Origin of the sequence: Mesorhizobium sp. ISC11, from assembly GCF_037162595.1 — a bacterium.
GTDB lineage: Bacteria > Pseudomonadota > Alphaproteobacteria > Rhizobiales > Rhizobiaceae > Mesorhizobium > Mesorhizobium ciceri.
The window spans coordinates 5865001-5881326 of the sequence record NZ_JAVSPW010000001.1 but is presented as its reverse complement, the minus strand read 5'-3'; the positions used below and the strand labels follow the sequence as shown (position 1 = coordinate 5881326).

General features: G+C 63.0%; 12 protein-coding genes, 1 tRNA gene and 2 rRNA genes (1 of these 15 only partly in view). 1 reads left to right on the top strand and 14 read right to left on the bottom strand.

Annotated elements, in window-relative coordinates:
• Positions 1-8: 8 nt before the first annotated feature.
• Both RPF88_RS28425 and RPF88_RS28420 read right to left on the bottom strand, forming a co-directional pair.
• Positions 9-620, bottom strand: coding sequence for an NAD(P)-dependent oxidoreductase (locus RPF88_RS28425; protein WP_024504443.1), 612 nt, complete (start codon positions 618-620; stop codon positions 9-11).
• A gap of 37 nt (positions 621-657) precedes the next feature.
• Positions 658-1296, bottom strand: coding sequence for a DsbA family protein (locus tag RPF88_RS28420; protein ID WP_337123590.1), 639 nt, complete (start codon positions 1294-1296; stop codon positions 658-660).
• A 135-nt stretch (positions 1297-1431) separates the two neighbouring features.
• On the opposite strand from RPF88_RS28420, the gene RPF88_RS28415 reads away from it, so the two are divergent.
• Complete coding sequence (locus RPF88_RS28415; RefSeq protein WP_337123589.1) at positions 1432-2133, top strand: substrate binding domain-containing protein; 702 nt, start codon at positions 1432-1434, stop codon at positions 2131-2133.
• A 12-nt stretch (positions 2134-2145) separates the two neighbouring features.
• Here the strand turns inward: RPF88_RS28415 and RPF88_RS28410 are convergent, their stop codons facing one another.
• The 12 genes from RPF88_RS28410 to RPF88_RS28355 form a co-directional block, all read right to left on the bottom strand.
• On the bottom strand, positions 2146-3762 hold the full coding sequence (locus RPF88_RS28410) for a GMC family oxidoreductase (protein WP_337123588.1): 1617 nt from the start codon (positions 3760-3762) through the stop codon (positions 2146-2148).
• Positions 3759-5273, bottom strand: a complete 1515-nt coding sequence (locus tag RPF88_RS28405; protein ID WP_337123587.1) for an FGGY-family carbohydrate kinase — start codon at positions 5271-5273, stop codon at positions 3759-3761. The genes RPF88_RS28410 and RPF88_RS28405 overlap by 4 nt, the downstream gene beginning before the upstream one ends.
• Before the next feature lie 22 nt (positions 5274-5295).
• Complete coding sequence (locus RPF88_RS28400) at positions 5296-6138, bottom strand: class I fructose-bisphosphate aldolase (RefSeq protein ID WP_032808092.1); 843 nt, start codon at positions 6136-6138, stop codon at positions 5296-5298.
• Complete coding sequence (locus RPF88_RS28395) at positions 6129-7826, bottom strand: glycerol-3-phosphate dehydrogenase/oxidase (protein ID WP_337123586.1); 1698 nt, start codon at positions 7824-7826, stop codon at positions 6129-6131. The genes RPF88_RS28400 and RPF88_RS28395 overlap by 10 nt, the downstream gene beginning before the upstream one ends.
• Before the next feature lie 20 nt (positions 7827-7846).
• Positions 7847-8842 (bottom strand): aldo/keto reductase, encoded by a 996-nt coding sequence (locus RPF88_RS28390; protein ID WP_337123585.1) that lies wholly within the window; start codon positions 8840-8842, stop codon positions 7847-7849.
• Positions 8839-9819 (bottom strand): sugar-binding transcriptional regulator, encoded by a 981-nt coding sequence (locus tag RPF88_RS28385; RefSeq protein WP_024504451.1) that lies wholly within the window; start codon positions 9817-9819, stop codon positions 8839-8841. The genes RPF88_RS28390 and RPF88_RS28385 overlap by 4 nt, the downstream gene beginning before the upstream one ends.
• A 25-nt stretch (positions 9820-9844) precedes the next feature.
• A complete protein-coding gene (locus tag RPF88_RS28380) occupies positions 9845-10768 on the bottom strand; it encodes an ABC transporter permease (protein ID WP_224674565.1) in 924 nt (307 codons plus the stop codon).
• 76 nt (positions 10769-10844) lie between these two features.
• Positions 10845-12380: a sugar ABC transporter ATP-binding protein gene (locus tag RPF88_RS28375; protein ID WP_337123584.1), complete on the bottom strand. Its 1536-nt coding sequence runs from the start codon at positions 12378-12380 to the stop codon at positions 10845-10847.
• Between the two features lie 93 nt (positions 12381-12473).
• The gene (locus RPF88_RS28370) at positions 12474-13505 is read right to left on the bottom strand and encodes a substrate-binding domain-containing protein (RefSeq protein WP_013529471.1); all 1032 of its coding nucleotides are present in this window, start codon (positions 13503-13505) and stop codon (positions 12474-12476) included.
• Between the two features lie 669 nt (positions 13506-14174).
• Positions 14175-14251 (bottom strand) — tRNA-Met (locus RPF88_RS28365).
• Positions 14252-14405: 154 nt separating this feature from the next.
• A 5S ribosomal RNA gene (gene rrf / locus RPF88_RS28360) occupies positions 14406-14520 on the bottom strand.
• 269 nt (positions 14521-14789) lie between these two features.
• Positions 14790-16326: ribosomal RNA gene (locus tag RPF88_RS28355) — 23S ribosomal RNA — on the bottom strand (it continues 1285 nt past the right edge of the window).

The following is a 16326-nucleotide window of genomic DNA, read 5'->3' as shown; positions in this document are numbered from 1 at the left end:
CCGTTCGCTCAATAGCCGACGGTGAAGCGCTGCCTGATATGGGCCGGCTTCTCGATCTCGTCGACCATGACGATCGCGTAGTCCTCGAAGGAAATGCTGCTGCCCTCGTCGGAGGCGAGAAGCGTGTCCTTGCCGAGGCGGAATTTGCCGGTGCGCTCGCCAGGCACGAACATGGCGGATGGCGACAGGAACGTCCAATCGAGGTCGTCGACCGTCTTCAATCTGTCCAGGAAGTCGGCGCCCTTCTGCGCTTCTGCCTTGTAGATCGCCGGGAAGTTGGGGCTATCGACCAGCCGCTTGCCGGGCGCGACTTCGAGACTGCCGGCGCCGCCGACGACGAGATAGCGCTTCACGCCGGAGGCGCGCACCGCCTCGATCAGTGCATCGGTATCGCTATCCAGGAAATGCACAGAGCTGATCACAGCGTCATGGCCGCGGATCAGGTCCGCGAGACCTTCTGTGTCGAAGACATCGCCCTTCCTGGCCGTCACGCCCGGAAGCGCGACAATCTTTTCCGGGTTGCGCGCGATGCCCGTGACGGTATGGCCGCCATCGGAGAGTTCCCTGAGAAGGCGCGAACCGACAGCGCCCGATGCACCAATGAGAGCGACTTTTGCCATGTCTGTTTCCTTATGCTTGGGGGTCTGGAGGATGGGGTCATGCCGCCGCGATGTGGGCGACGAGATTGTCGAAGCTGCCGAACAGCGCGTTCGAACCGATGAGCCGGGGCGCATCGTTGCGGATGACCGCGAGCGAAGGCACGCCATCGGCATGCAGGCGCTGGAACAGCGCACGGCCACGGCCAACCTGATCGCGGTGAGCCGCCAGCAATGTTTCGGTCGGCGCCTTGAGCATTTCGGCGGCGTCCGCCATGCCGTCGGCGGCGAGCACCTCGGCCACACCGCCGATCGTCACGACATCGCGTCCTTTTACATAGCGCGCATGCTGGATCGTCTTCAGCGCCGCAAACCGGTGGCTAGGGTCCTCCAGGCCAGCGGCAGTGATGCCGAGTGTGGCGGCATGTGAGTCGAGCAGGGTGCCACGGACATTGAGGACATTGTGCCGGTAGGCCGGCGTGAACGATTGTCCGGTCAGGCGCTCGATGCGCTGGTCGTTCGCCCAGGCGTGCGCCGCAAAACCTTCATCCATCGGACGCGCGCCGGCGCCGGAAAACAGGCCGGTCGGCAGCAGCTCGACGCGCACGCCGGCGGCCGACAACCGGCCGAGCATCCGGGTGGCACCATAGCACCAGCCGCAGAGCGGATCGAAAAGATAGGTCACTTCTGAATTGTTCATAATCGCTGCTACCCATGATCCGGCTGCCGGCTTGATCGAATGCCGTTGGCTGATATGTGGCAGGTGGGGGTCTTGCGATAAATGGCACCCAATAATACAAACTGTATGATCTGATCATACAAATGGCAGCCAGCGATGATCATCCTGCGGGAAGCGGAGGCCGCCTATGGCGAAATCTCGCGCGGGACCGTCGAACCGAGCGGAACGCTGAGGCTGACGGCGCCGCTCGACTACGGCACCAAGATGGTGGCTCCGGTCATGGCGGCCTATCTCAGAACCTATCCGCAGATGCGCGTCGAGGCGATCTTCGACGACGCCGTCAGCAATCTGGTGGACGAGCAGATCGATCTCGGCATCCGCGTCGGCTGGCTCACCGATTCCTCGAACCAGGCGCGGCGGCTGGGGACGATCCGGCAAATCGTGGTGGCGAGCCCTGGCTTCGCGGCGAGCCTGCCGCCGGACCTGACGCCGCGCCAGGCAAGATCGCTGGCCTGGGTCGGCAACACCCAGTTGCGCGGCATCGGCCAATGGCTGTTTTCCAGGGATGGCGAAACGGTGCTGACCGAGCTCAATCCGGTCCTCATGTGCGACAAGAGCCCCGCCGCCCTTGCTTGCGTGCTCGTCGGCATCGGGCTGGGCGTCTTTCCGGACTACAGCGTCAGCGACGATATCGCCGAGGGGCGGCTGGTGCCGGTATTTGCCGACTGGAGCCTGCCGTCAGGCGGCATCCACGCAGTCTTTCCGCCGGCCCGGTTCCGGCCCGCCAAGGTGCGCACCTTCGTCGATCTGCTCGCGGCGGCCGAGAAGCGGCGATCGCGCGGTGTTGCCACGGCTTGAAGCCGATGGCGGTCAGCGGGCCTCTTGCAGGATCATCTCGGCTGCCTTCTCCGCGATCATGACGACCGGCGAGTTGGTGTTGCCCGAGACGATTGTCGGCATGATCGAGGCATCGACCACACGCAGCCCGGCAAGCCCCTGAACACGCAGGCCGTCGTCGACCACCGCCATCGTATCCGAACCCATCTTGCAGGTGCCGACGGGGTGGAAGATCGTCGTGCCGATATCGCCGGCCTTGCGGATGAGCTCTTCATCGCTTTCATACTGCGTGCCGGGCAGCAGCTCTTCCGGCGCAAAGCGCGCCACCGCCCGAGCCTTCATCAAACTGCGGACATGGCGCAACGACGCGACGGCCACGCTGCGGTCTCCCTCGGTGGAAAGATAGTTCGGCCGGATCTTCGCCGCCTCCCGCGCGTCGGACGAACCCATGTGCACGCTGCCCCGGCTTTCCGGACGCAGATTACAGACCGAGACGGTGACCGCGGGAAAACGATGCAGCGGCTCGCCCAGACGGTCGGTGCTCAGCGGCTGCACATGATATTCCAGATCGGGCGTTGCGAGGCGCGGATCGCTCCTGGCGAAGATGCCGAGCTGGCTTGGCGCCATCGACAGCGGCCCGCTGCGCTTGAGCGCGTATTCCAGCCCCATCGACGCGCGGCTGACAAGATTGTGGTAGCGCTGGTTGAGCGTGGCAGTGTTGGCGACCTTGAAGACGGTGCGGATCTGCAGATGGTCCTGCAGGTTTTCTCCGACACCCGGCAGCGCGTGACGGACATCCACGCCGATGCCCGAGAGCAGATCGGGGCGACCCACCCCCGACAGTTCGAGCAGCTTGGGCGAGTTGATGGCGCCGGCCGCAAGGATCGTCTGTCCAGCGCGGACCTGATGCAGGCGGCCGCCTTGGCGGAAAACCAGTCCGGTGACGCGCCGGCCGTCGAATTCGAGCCGTTCGGTTTCCGCGCCGAGCACCACGCGCAGGTTCTTGCGCCCCGCTATACCGCGCAAAAACGCCTTCGATGTGTTCCAGCGGACGCCCTTCCTCTGGTTGACCTCGAAATAACCCGAGCCTTCATTGGTGCCGGTGTTGAAGTCTTCGGTGCGCGGAATGCCGAGTTCCTCGGCCGCGTCCCGGAAGGCGTCGAGGATCGGCCATGAAAGCCGCTGCCGTTCGACCCGCCACTCGCCGCCGCTGCCGTGCATGGCGCTCTTGCCACCATGGAAGTCTTCCGACTTGAGGAAGTAAGGCAGGACATCGTCCCAGCCCCAGCCGGCATTGCCGGCCTGGCGCCAGCCATCATAGTCGGCAGCCTGGCCGCGCATGTAGATCATGCCGTTGATCGATGAACAGCCGCCAAGCACCTTGCCGCGCGGATAGTTGAGGCTGCGTCCGTTGAGACCGGCTTCCGGCTCGGTCTTCATCATCCAGTCGGTACGCGGGTTGCCCATGCAGAAGAGGTAGCCGATCGGGATATCGACCCAGTGATAGCGGTCGCTGCCGCCGGCCTCGAGCAGCAGCACCTTGTTGCGCGGATCGGCCGAGAGCCGGTTGGCGAGCACGCAGCCGGCGGAGCCGGCACCGACGATGACGTAGTCGTAACTGCCGAACGGAGACGGTGAAGCTTCGGTCACGTGCGCGCCTGCTGTCCGGCGATGCGCTCCCACATCGGGGTCATCGCCTGGTTGATCTCGCCATAGAGTCGATACCGCCGTGCGTATGCGTGAGCAACCGTCTCGTTGGGCACAAAATGTCGGGCGGCCGCTGTCATGGCGGCTGCACCGGCACTGTAGTCCGCGAAAATGCCGACGCCGGTGCCCGCCGCGATCGCCGCTCCCAGCGCGCCGGTTTCGCGGCTGCGCGCCACGGTGACGGGCACGCCGAGCACATCGGCGAAAATCTGCGGCCAGACGCTGCTGCGCGAGCCGCCGCCGGACAGCACCACCTGGTCGAAATCGGCGCCCGCTTTGTGCAAGGTCTCGACATGGCGCTTGTGCTCGAAGGCGACACCCTCGAACAGCGCACGCAGCAGATGGGCTCGGCTGTGCCAGCCGGCGATGCCGTAGAAGCCGGCGCGCGCATGGCCATTCTGCTGCGAGCCATAAAGGAAGGGATGATAGATCGGGATGTCGCTGTTGGGATCGACGGACGCCACCAGTTCGCTGCACAATTCGAATGGCGACTTGCCGGCTTCGCCGCCATGTTCGAGGAATTCGCGAACGATCCATTCGAGATTGGCGGCCGAGGTGGCACTGGATTCGATCGCCAGATAGCGCTGGCGATCGAAAGTCGACAGCATGAAGATCGAAGGGTCGCGGATCGGCTTGTCGGTGATGACCTGGTTGATGCTCCAGGTTCCGGCGATGACCGAGGCGGCACCGGTTCTGGTCACGCCCGAACCGACCGCGCTGGCGACGACATCGAACAGCCCGGCGACGACCGGCGTGCCGGCGCGCAGTCCCGTCAGGGCCGCCACCTCCACGCTGACATGGCCGGCAATGTCGGCCGATTCCAGCACTGGCGGCAGCAGGTCCATGCAATCGCCGAGCCCATAGGCGGCAAGCAGGTCCGGCTCGTAGCGGCGGTCCTGCATCTGCAGCAGGCCGCAGCCCGACATATCTGAAGTATCGCTGCTGCGCGCACCTGTCAGGCGGTTGACGACGAAATCCTTGCACAAGAACACAGTTCCGATGCTGGCAAACAAAGCCGGCGAAAAGCGCTTGAGCCAGGCAAGCAAGGTCGGCGTCTGCGCCGCCCACGGCCGCTGCAGGCAGTGTGCGTAGGTGCGGTCGCCGACATTCTGTTCTGCCCACTCGGCAACGATGTCAACGGCGCGTGTGTCGAGCGACTGGATGCCGATCAATGGCGCGCCCGCACGATCGAGCGCGTAGAGCCCGTTGCCATGGCCGGCGCAGCCGATGGCGACGATCTCGCCGGCGTCGATACCGGCTTCAGCGATGCATTGACCAATGACCGAGACCGCATTGCGCCAGAGTTCGTCGAGGTCGCGTTCGACATGTCCGGGCTTTGGCATGGACGAGCGGCCGTCACGGGCGGCGAATGCCAGTTCGCGGCCCGACAGGTCGAAGAGGATGGCCTTGATGACGGTGTTGCCGGCATCGAGACCGAGGATATAGCTTGCCATTGGCGCCTCCCGAGACCGCAGCCTATGCCTGGTTGTACAGATCCCAGGCTGCGCCGCCATCGGCATCGTCGTGAATGATTGCCATCAGCCCGCGCACGACAGCGCTCGGGTTGGCATGCTGGTAGATGTTGCGGCCATAGACCATGCCAAGCGCACCCTGTGCCATCAAGGCGGCCGACTTGTCGAACACGGCACGCAGATCCTCCTTGCCGCCGCCGCGCACCAGCACCGGGCAGCGCGCCGCCTCGACGACGCGGTGGAAGTCGTTGGGATCGGTGGTCGGGTCGGCCTTGACGATATCGGCACCCATCTCGCGGGCAAGCCGGGTCAAGGTGACGATCTTATCGGCGTCGCCGTCGACCATGTAGCCGCCATGCTCGGTGACCGGCAGCATGGCCAGCGGCTCGATCATCAGCGGCAGGCCGTATTTCTCGCAATCGGCTCGCACGCGGGCGATGTTCTGCACGCATTGCCGGAACAGGTCCGGCTCGTCGGGTAGCATGAACAGATTGACCACGACGCAAGCCGCATCCATCTCGATGGCGCCAAGCAAGGGCTCGGCTTCGTTCTGCAGCACCGCCCACATCGCCCGGTGGCGTATCCTGTTATAGGGATTGCCCATGTCGATGCGCATCACCAGCGCCGGCTTGTCCTTGCCAGGCACGGCCTGCAGCAGGTCGGCCTGGCCGTAGTTCATCTGGATGGCGTCGGGGCCAGCCTTGACCAGCTGATTGACCACGCTGGCCATGTCTTCCAGCCCGGCAAGGAAACTCGGCTCGTTGCAGACGCCATGATCGATGGCGACGTCGAGGCAGCGGCCGCCGCCGAACAGCCGGTTCATACGGACTTTCTTGTTTACGCGCATAGGGCGCTCCTTTGATGTGTCTGGAGGTCGATGCCGTGCCGGTCGGCCAGCAAGGCGAGGAAGGTCGAGCGCTCGGTGGCAGCCTCGCTGGCGCTCCAGCCCTTGTGCGCCGCCAGCATGTCGAGAACGACGTTGACGAGGTCGAAGCTGAGACCGCCTGAAATGGCGATGGTGGTGCGGCGCAAGAACAGGTCGGCAAGGCGCTCGACCTGCTCGCGCTCGATGATGCGCCCTATCTCGCTTGCCGAATAGTCCGACAGTGGCAGCATCTGTTCGCCCGCCGGGTGCGAAACGAAATCCCTGGCCGACGTGCCATAGCGCTGCAGAAGCGTTTGCGCGCGCTCGACCGTCAGGCCATGCTCGGCGGCGAATGACGCGCACCAGGCGTCCGGGTCGGCCGGAAAATCACGGCCGCCACCGATGGCCATGTCCTGCGTGCCCTGGCTGCGCGCGAGGCCGAGCCGCTTCAGTGCCATGTCGGCGGCCAGCGCTCCAAACGAACGGAAGGTGGTCCACTTGCCTCCGACCATGCACAGTGTCGCCGGCAGGTGCCCGCTCGCTTCTACGAACTCGCAAAAATGATCGCGCGGTATGCGGCTGGTAAAACTGTCCTCGCTGGCGGGCAAGGGTCGCACGCCGGCGAAGCGGAACACGATCTGGTTTTCAGCTACTTTGATCGAGGGGAATACAAAGGCGAGCGACTGCAGGATGTAGCGCTGCTCGTCCTCCTCGCAACGCACCTTGTCCGGATCGTCGACCCGGATGTCGGTCGAGCCGATCAGCACCTTGCCGAGATAGGGAAACAGGATGCAGATGCGCCCGTCCTCGTTCTCGTAATAGACCATATGGCCGCCGAGCGCGTCGAACAGTTCTGCATTGTCGACGATGAGATGCGAGCCCTTGGTGCCGCCCATCATCGTCTGCGCCGCCGCCCCGATGGCCTTGTTGGTCAGGTCGATCCAGCCGCCAGTAGCGTTGATGACCAATTGCGCCCGTACCGGCAGTTGTTCGCCCGTCAGCGTGTCGGTAATGGCGAGGCTATCACCTGTCGACGATACCTGAGCGTAGTTCAAGGCGCGGGCGTTCGCCGCGCTCGCCGTGGCGTCCAGCAGCATCTCCAGGCCGAGGCGTTCGGGCCGGCTCACCCAGGCGTCGTAATAGGTCGCCGAATTGCGGATCGCCGGATTGATCGCCGGCCATTTTCTCAAGGTTTCGGCGCGGCCCCTGAACCTGTGCGTCGGCATCAAACGCCGTGCGGCGGTGAACAGGTCGTACATGGCAAGGCCGGTCTTGATGACCAGCGCACCACGCCGGCTCGGCCGCCGCGTCAGACCCAGGAAACGCACCGCACCGTTGGCAAGGCCGGAGAAAATGTCGAAGATCGGCACCGTCGTCGGCAACGGGGCCACATAGTGCGGGGCATTCCTCAGCAGCCGGTCACGTTCGAGCAGCGATTCGCGCACCAGTTTGAATTCGCCGTTTTCGAGATAACGCAGGCCGCCATGCACCATGCGTGAAAGGGCGGCACTGGCGCCGCTGCAATAATCGCCCTTTTCCGCCAGCACGACATCGACGCCTTGCAGCGCCAGTTCGCGAAAGACGCTGATGCCGTTGATGCCGCCACCGATGACGAGCACGGCGATATCAGGCCGGTCGCGCAGACCGGCTAACGTATGGCTACGGTTCATCGGGGCTGTTGCCTTTTTTCTCAGGCATCCATCGCAGTGAGATGCGCGGCTGCCGCGGCGTCGATTGCCGCAAGCTCGCCTGCCGCAAGCGTGATCTCCCCGGCCCGTGCATTGTCGAGCGCCTGTTCGGGATTGCGCGCGCCGCACAGGGCGAAGGTGATGCCCGGCTGGGCGAGCGTCCAGGCGATGACGATCTGCGCCGTCGACGCCTGGTGGCTCTCGGCGATAGGGGCGATGGCCTCTTTCAGCTTTGCCACCTTCTGCCGGTTGGCCATGGAAAAGCGCGGGTTGTCCTTGCGCTGGTCGTCGCCGCCGAATGTGCGGCCGGGTTCGACCGTGCCGGTGAGCAGGCCCAGCGCCAGCGACGAATAGCTGAGGGTGGCGATGTCGTGCGCGCGAGCAATCGGCAGCAGGCTGCTCTCGATGTCGCGGTCGATCATCGAATAACGCTCCTGGATCGCATCGAGCTGGCCGGCGTCGATATAATGGCCAAGATCCTCGGCGCTGATATTGCTGGCGCCGATGGCGCGGATCTTGCCGGCTGCCTTGAGCTTTTCCAATACCGCCATCGTCTCGGCGATCGGCGTCGTCGGGTCCTGCCAATGGGTGATGTAGAGGTCGATATGATCGGTGCCGAGACGCCGCAAGCTCTGCTCGACCTCATAGGCGATGCCGTCGGCGCCGAGATAGCGATGCACAGGCTTGTCGTCCTGGTCGAAGAAATGGCCGCCCTTGCCCGAATGCCAGTTCAGCCCGCATTTGGTCGCGATCACCACCTTGTCGCGCTTGCCCTTGATGGCGGTGCCGACGATCGCCTCGCTGCGGCCAAGACCGTAGGCCGGCGCTGTGTCGATCAGGCCGAGGCCGGCGTCGATCGAGGCTTCTATCGCCCGCACCGACTCTTTCTCGTCGGTGCCGCCCCACATCCATCCGCCAATCGCCCAGGTGCCCAGGCCCACGGCCGACGCCGATATGCCGGACTTGCCGATCTGCCGCTGGATCTGTCGAGAATTCATGCTGCCTCCTGTTCGGCCAGCTCGAGGATTTGGAGCCCCGTGGCCTCGTCCGTGACGATGGTGTCGAGATGATTTCCGCGCATTGCGGCGAGGATCGGCGCGACCTTGCTGGCGCCGCTTGCAATGCCGATCGAGCGCGGGATGGTCGCGAACTCGTCCAGCGTCAGCGAGACCAGTGAACGGTTGAGCGAGTAGTTGCAGAGCTTGCCCCGGCGGTCGATGAGATGGGCGAGCAGTTCGCCTGTTGCCCCGGACTTCTCGATCGCCTGGCGATCGGCATTCGAGGACGGATGCAAATCGTAGTAACTGGAATCGTCGGTCAGGATGGAGCCGACACCCACCACCGCGACATCGGCCTCGCGCGCCTTGCGAAACACGTCTGCGACGGAGCTGATGCCCATCAGCATCTCGCGCTGCTGCGCGGTATCGGCAAACAACGGCGCATGGATCTGGTAAGCGCGGCCGCCGAGCTTGTCGGCCATCAGCGAGGCGACGTGGTTGACATCGGTGTAGTGCTTGCCCTGCACCAGCCCGGTGGCGGGAATGATTTCGACGTCGTAGCGGCGCCCCGGCTTGAGACCGGCGACCAGCGCGCTGACGCCCTTGCCGCCGGTGATCGAGATGGTGTCGCCGTCCTTGATGGTGTCGAGCAGCAGCCCAGCCGCAGCCTCGCCGACCCGCTGCAGGGCGGTGTGCGGATTTTCGGAGACCGACGGCACCACCATCGCCCGCTCGATGCCGCCCAGCGCCACCAGCCGCGCTTCCAGGTCGACCAGATGGTCGATCGGCGACTTGATCTTGATCTCGACGAGACCGAGCTGGTGACCGCGCTTGATCAGCCGGTTGACGGTCGCGTGCGAGATGCCGAGTTCCCCGGCGATCTCGGCCTGGGTCTTGCCTTCGACATAATGCAGGACAAGCGCCTGGTGCATCTGACGAACAGCGGCGATGTCGTCGCGGGTGTTGGGAGGGGCCATGGTCTTGTTTCGCCGCCTTTGAGGTTCAGGACTTCTTGCGGTGCAGGAAGTGATCGATCGACACCGCTGCCAGCAGGATGCATCCCTTGATCATGTCCTGCCAATAGACCGAGACATCGAGCAGGATAAGCGAGCTCGTCACCACCGACAGCAGAGCCATGCCGAGGATCGCCCCGAAGATGGTGCCCGAGCCGCCATTCAGCGAGGCGCCGCCGATGACGGCCGCGGCGATGATGTTGAGCTCCATGCCGGCGCCGAAGGTCGGCGTCGCCGCGCCGAAGCGCGCCATGTAGATGACGCCGGCCACTCCGGCGAGGGTCGAGCACAGCACCGTGACCCAGAACTTCACCTGATTGGTCCTGATGCCGGAGAACTGCGCGGCCTTCTCGTTGGAGCCGGTGTAGAAAACCTTGCGGAAGGCCGTGGCGCGACGCAGCAGGAAGTCGAAGATCGCCACCACGACGATGAAGATCAGGATGACATAGGGGATGTTGTTGAAACTGCCCTGGCCGATGGCCTTGAAGGCCGGCGGCAAGGTGAACAGCGACAGCGGCGTGCCCTTGGTGACCACCAGGCACATGCCGCGCACGATGACCATGGCGGCCAGCGACGTGATGAAATGATTGAGCCCTATCACGGTCACGAAGAAGCCCATGGCCGCGCCGATCAGCGCGCTGACGCCGATGCCGATCAGGCTTGCCGTCCAGGGATCGAGCCCGGCGAGGAACAGCGCACCCGAGACCACCATCGAGAAACACACGACGGAGCCGACGGAAAGGTCGATGCCGCCGACGATGAGCAGGACGGTCATGCCGACGACGACGATGCCTTCGATGGAGAAGCTCATCAGCATGGCGCGGAAATTGCCCCATGTCAGGAAGTGCGGCGAGGCGAAGCTCATGGCGATGCACAGCGCCAGGATGATGACGATCAGCCCGGCCTCGCGCATCGAGGCGAGGTGAGCGAAGTTGATGCGCCGCCCGGCGGACTTGATCTCGGCGTGCACGAGCGCTTCTCCTGATTCCCTAGGCGACATTCTGGGCCTGCCTTTGAATTGAACTGTCCTGGACGCCCGAGGCGAGCATGATGATGGCTTCCTCGCCGAGCTCGCTGGCGGCGAGTTCGCCGGCGATCCTGCCTTCGCGCATCACAAGAACGCGGTCGCACAAGCCAATCAGCTCCGGCAGTTCGGACGAGATGATGATGACGCCGACACCGCTGCCGGCTAGCTGGCGCAGCAGCCGGTGAATCTCGACCTTGGCGCCGACATCGATCCCGCGCGTCGGCTCGTCCATGATGATGACCTTGGGACTGACGGACAGCTGCTTGGCGATGGCAACCTTCTGCTGGTTGCCACCGCTCAGCGTCGACACAGTGGCCTCGATGCCGGCCATGCGCACGCCGAGCCTGCCGGTCAGCTCCCGCGCCTGACGATCCTCGGCCTTGCGGTCGAGCAGGCCGAGGCGCCCGGTGAGCCGGCCGAGGTCGAGCGCCGATATGTTCGCCGCGATCGGCAGATCGAGGAACACGCCGGAGCCTTTGCGATCCTCAGAGAGATAGACCAGCCCCGCCTTGACCGCATCGCCATAACTGCGCAGCCGCAGCTGCTTTCCGTCGAGCGCGACGGTTCCAGAGGTCATTGGCCTGAGGCCGCAGACCGTCTGTGCGATCTCGCTACGGCCGGCGCCGATCAGGCCGCCTATGCCCAGAATTTCGCCAGCGCGAAGCTGCAGATCGACGTCGGCGAAGCGGCGCCCATCGGAAAGCCCCTCGACCGACAGGAGAAGGCGCCCAGGCTCTTGCGGCGCCAGCTTGTCGGGATAGAGCTGGGTGATTTCGCGGCCCACCATCTTGCGCACGACATCGTCGGGTGAAACGGCGGCTATCGCATCGGTCGCCACGTAGCGGCCGTCGCGGAAGACGGTGACGCGGTCGCAGAGCGAGAAGATCTCGGCCATGCGGTGGCTGATATAGACCACCGAAATGCCACGTTCCCTAAGCCCGCGCACGATCGAGAACAGGCGTTGCGCTTCGCTTTCGGTGAGTGCGGCGGTCGGCTCGTCGAGCATCAGCACCTTGCAGTCGAGCGTCAGCGCCTTGGCGATCTCGACAAGCTGTTGGTTGGAAATGGAGAGGTCGGCGACCCTGGTGCGCACCGGAATGGGCGCGAGCAGGTCCACGACCTTCTGGGCGTCAGCGTAGAGCTTCTGGAAATTCATCAGCGGCGCGCGCCGGCTGTTGATCGCGGCCATGTAGATGTTTTCGGCAACGGTGGCGTCCTGGCAGAGCGCGATCTCCTGGTGGACGAGCGCGATGCCGAGACGTTGGGCGGCCGCGGGCGAGTGGATCGAAACTCGCTCGCCATCGATCAGGATGTCGCCCTCGTCGGGCTGCAATACACCGGCGATCATGTTCATCAGCGTCGACTTGCCGGCGCCGTTCTCGCCGCACAGCGCATGGATTTCGCCGCGCCGCAGCTCGAACCGCACGTCGTTCAGTGCCTTGACCGGGCCGAACGCCTTGGACAGGCCGCGGATTTCAAGAATGGGCGACTGGGTCACGCCATGCTCCTGCGATGCTTGCGGGGGAGGAAGGAGGCCGAAGCCTCCTTCCCGGTTGGTCCGGCCTTGTGGAGGCCGGGGCGGCGATCGAGACTATTCCTCGATGCCCTTGGTGCCGCGACGCTTGAGGTACTTGTCCCAGTAGAAGTCGTCCGCATTGTCCTTGGAGACGATGGAGAAGCCATTGTCGACGAAGGGCACGCTCATCGGGTTGAAACCCGAACGCTTGGCGTCGTTCATCGGATCGATCAGGCCGGGATGCTTGGCCATCCACAACAGCATGAAGCCCATATAGCCCTGCATGCCCTGGTTGGGATTGACCGAGCCGAAGATCTCGCCGGCCTTGATCATGTCGAGGATCTTGGCGTTGACGTCGGCGAGCATGACGCGGATCTTGCCGCCGCCTTCCTTGGCGGCCTGGGCAGCACCGATGGCCGAGTTGGCCTCCGGCATGAAGACGGCGCCGAGGTCCGGATGCGCCTGCGCCAAGCTCAGAACCGCCTGATAGGCCTTGGTCGGATCCTGGTTCGAAGCGGCGCGGCCGACGAGCTTCATGTCAGGCCATTTGGCTTCCATGCGGGCAACGAAGGCGTTGACGCGCTTGTCGTGGTTGTCCTGGCCGGGATTCTCCAGCACCGCATATTCCCCCTTGCCATCCATCGCCTTGGCAACGGCGTCGGCGGCATAGGTGCCTTCGGCATTGTTGTCGGAGGTGATGTAGGAGACGCGCTTGGAATTCGGCGAGTCGGCGGCGAAGGTCACCACCGCGGTGCCCTGCTCGATGGCGCGGTTGATCGGCTCGATGAACGGATCGGAGTTCATCGGGTGTACCAGTATGCCGGCAGGCTTCTGCGCCAGCGCCTGGTCGAAGGTCGCGATCTGCTTGTTGACGTCGTATTCCGGCGTACCCGTATAGGCGGTCTCGCAGCCGAACTGCTGGCCGGCCTGCTTGAACATTTCATAGACCGGGAACCAGTATTCGACGCCCGAGACCATCACGTTCATGACGTATTTTTCACCCGGCTCGCATTTGAACGGGTTAGGGGTTTCGGCGCGTACCTGCATCGACCCGAAGCAGGTCGATGCAGCCGCCGCGATTGCGAGCGTGCTCAGAAATTTGCGCAAGTTTCCTCCCTTGGCCGAAGCCATCCTCAATGACCGTTGCAGGCACTCAGTGAGCGCTGCCGTATGGATTTGATGATGCCGACCTTCCTCCGAAAGCCGACGATCGGGACATTACAGCCCGGGCGCGCATTGTCAATATAATTCACATAGTGAAATATATTTCATACTCTACTTCAAGGGGATTCCTACGCTCCGGTCGACGAGGCTGGGCGCGGCCGCCAAGATGCCGTACGGGCTGGGCAAGGCCTTACCGGCCTTTGGCCGCGAAACCGGAGAGGGTGGCGGAGTATCCGCACGGGGGGCTCGCATGGTACCCTCCCGCCGGCCGCGTCTTTATCGCCTGAAGCCCCCGATCCTGTCTTTGATAGATCTGTTCCGGGCGCAGCGTGACGCTCTCCATATGTCCGCTTGGCCAGAAAGTCGGCTGCAGCTTCGGCTTCGCTTTCGGGGGCCTGAGCCTGGGCAGATCGATGGCCACCCCAGCCGCATATCAAAACGGCGCGCGGGCATTTGTGGCTGGCGGGCTGTTTTTGAAGTTTGGTTTTGGGGAGAGGATTTGTTTTCTGTCTGGCGGCTTGGCTTGGCTGGTTGCGGGCGCCTGATGACAGGCCGGCAGCACAGCACGGCATAAAACAAAAGAGCCCGCACGATGGCGGGCTTTTTTGAATTTGGTTGCGGGGACAGGATTTGAACCTGTGACCTTCAGGTTATGAGCCTGACGAGCTACCGGGCTGCTCCACCCCGCGTCAATTTTTGTGTAAGCCGAGGCCTACAGATAGGTATATGGCTGACCAAATGAAAGGGCCGCTTACGCGGCCCGTGATCCCTTGGCGGGCCATTTCATAAAGAGAAGATTTTTCTCCATCCGATTTGGATGTGAGATCAACGTGCGTTTGGCAGACCTGGCAGCGACCTACTCTCCCGCGTCTTGAGACGAAGTACCATCAGCGCTGGAGCGTTTCACGGCCGAGTTCGGAATGGGATCGGGTGCAGCCGCTCCGCCATAACCACCAGGTCGGCAAAACGCACGTTGTTCGAGAAGCTTTTGAGCGAAGGGCACAAAGAGACATCGGCAGCGGAGCTGTCGGGTGCCTCTCGGGGCTGTTCGCTGGTCTTTGTGTGCCTTTACGGTTCTTGGTCTGGCGCCTTTCGAAGCGAAGCTTCGCAAGGTCGACCGACCGTCGGCGCTGATGCGCCGCACCCACGTAGCGCCGCCCGCAGGGCGGAACAAGCGTGAGTGAGAACAGACCATCTGACTTTGTCAGATGGGCATAAGGAATGAGAACGATCAAGCCGATCGAACTATTAGTACCGGTAAGCTTCAAGCGTTGCCGCTCTTCCACACCCGGCCTATCAACGTGGTCGTCTTCCACGGTTCTCAGGGAATACTCGTTTTAAGGTGGGTTTCCCGCTTAGATGCCTTCAGCGGTTATCCCGTCCGGATATAGCTACCCTGCTATGCGGCTGGCGCCACAACAGGTCCACCAGAGATCCGTCCATCCCGGTCCTCTCGTACTAGGGACAGATCCTTTCAATATTCCTACACCCACGGCAGATAGGGACCGAACTGTCTCACGACGTTCTGAACCCAACTCACGTACCGCTTTAAATGGCGAACAGCCATACCCTTGGGACCTGCTCCAGCCCCAGGATGCGATGAGTCGACATCGAGGTGCCAAACAACCCCGTCGATATGGACTCTTGGGGGTCATCAGCCTGTTATCCCCGGCGTACCTTTTATCCGTTGAGCGATGGCCCTTCCACGCGGGACCACCGGATCACTATGACCGACTTTCGTCTCTGCTCGACTTGTCAGTCTCGCAGTCAGGCAGGCTTATGCCATTGCACTCAGCGAACGATTTCCGACCGTTCTGAGCCCACCATCGCGCGCCTCCGTTACTCTTTAGGAGGCGACCGCCCCAGTCAAACTACCCACCATACATTGTCCCGGACCCGGATAACGGGCCGCGGTTAGACATCCATAGTAATAAGGGTGGTATTTCAAGGGTGGCTCCACCTGAGCTGGCGCCCAGGCTTCAAAGCCTACCACCTATCCTACACATGCCACTACGAATGCCAATGTAAAGCTATAGTAAAGGTGCACGGGGTCTTTCCGTCTAACCGCAGGAACCCCGCATCTTCACGGGGAATTCAATTTCACTGAGTCTATGCTGGAGACAGCGGGGAAGTCGTTACGCCATTCGTGCAGGTCGGAACTTACCCGACAAGGAATTTCGCTACCTTAGGACCGTTATAGTTACGGCCGCCGTTTACTGGGGCTTCGATTCAGAGCTTGCACCCCTCCTCTTAACCTTCCAGCACCGGGCAGGCGTCAGACCCTATACGTCGTCTTGCGACTTCGCAGAGCCCTGTGTTTTTGATAAACAGTCGCTACCCCCTGGTCTGTGCCACCCTCCTCTACTTGCGTAGAAAAGGGTCACGCTTCTTCCGAAGTTACGCGTGCAATTTGCCGAGTTCCTTCAGCATAGTTCTCTCAAGCGCCTTGGTATACTCTACCAGACCACCAGTGTCGGTTTCGGGTACGGTTTATAAGGAGGAGCTATTTCCTGGAACCACGCAGCAGCCCGTTCAATCCGATAAGATTGGACTACCTCAATGATCCGTCACTACCTCCAAGCCCACGAATATTAACGTGGTTCCCATCGACTACGCGTTTCCGCCTCGTCTTAGGGGCCGGCTAACCCTGCTCAGATTAGCTTTAAGCAGGAACCCTTGGTCTTTCGGCGGGGGAGTCTCTCACTCCCCTTACGTTACTCATGTCAGCATTCGCACTTCTGATACCTCCACCACCCCTCACGGG

Excerpts from the sequence above, each read along its gene's own strand:
- RPF88_RS28425 (WP_024504443.1), bottom strand. The coding sequence starts at position 620 with ATGGCAAAAGTCGCTCTCATTGGTGCATCGGGCGCTGTCGGTTCGCGC.
- RPF88_RS28420 (WP_337123590.1), bottom strand. The coding sequence starts at position 1,296 with ATGAACAATTCAGAAGTGACCTATCTTTTCGATCCGCTCTGCGGCTGG.
- RPF88_RS28415 (WP_337123589.1), top strand. The coding sequence starts at position 1,432 with ATGATCATCCTGCGGGAAGCGGAGGCCGCCTATGGCGAAATCTCGCGC.
- RPF88_RS28405 (WP_337123587.1), bottom strand. The coding sequence starts at position 5,273 with ATGGCAAGCTATATCCTCGGTCTCGATGCCGGCAACACCGTCATCAAG.
- RPF88_RS28400 (WP_032808092.1), bottom strand. The coding sequence starts at position 6,138 with ATGCGCGTAAACAAGAAAGTCCGTATGAACCGGCTGTTCGGCGGCGGC.
- RPF88_RS28395 (WP_337123586.1), bottom strand. The coding sequence starts at position 7,826 with ATGAACCGTAGCCATACGTTAGCCGGTCTGCGCGACCGGCCTGATATC.
- RPF88_RS28390 (WP_337123585.1), bottom strand. The coding sequence starts at position 8,842 with ATGAATTCTCGACAGATCCAGCGGCAGATCGGCAAGTCCGGCATATCG.
- RPF88_RS28385 (WP_024504451.1), bottom strand. The coding sequence starts at position 9,819 with ATGGCCCCTCCCAACACCCGCGACGACATCGCCGCTGTTCGTCAGATG.
- RPF88_RS28380 (WP_224674565.1), bottom strand. The coding sequence starts at position 10,768 with ATGCGCGAGGCCGGGCTGATCGTCATCATCCTGGCGCTGTGCATCGCC.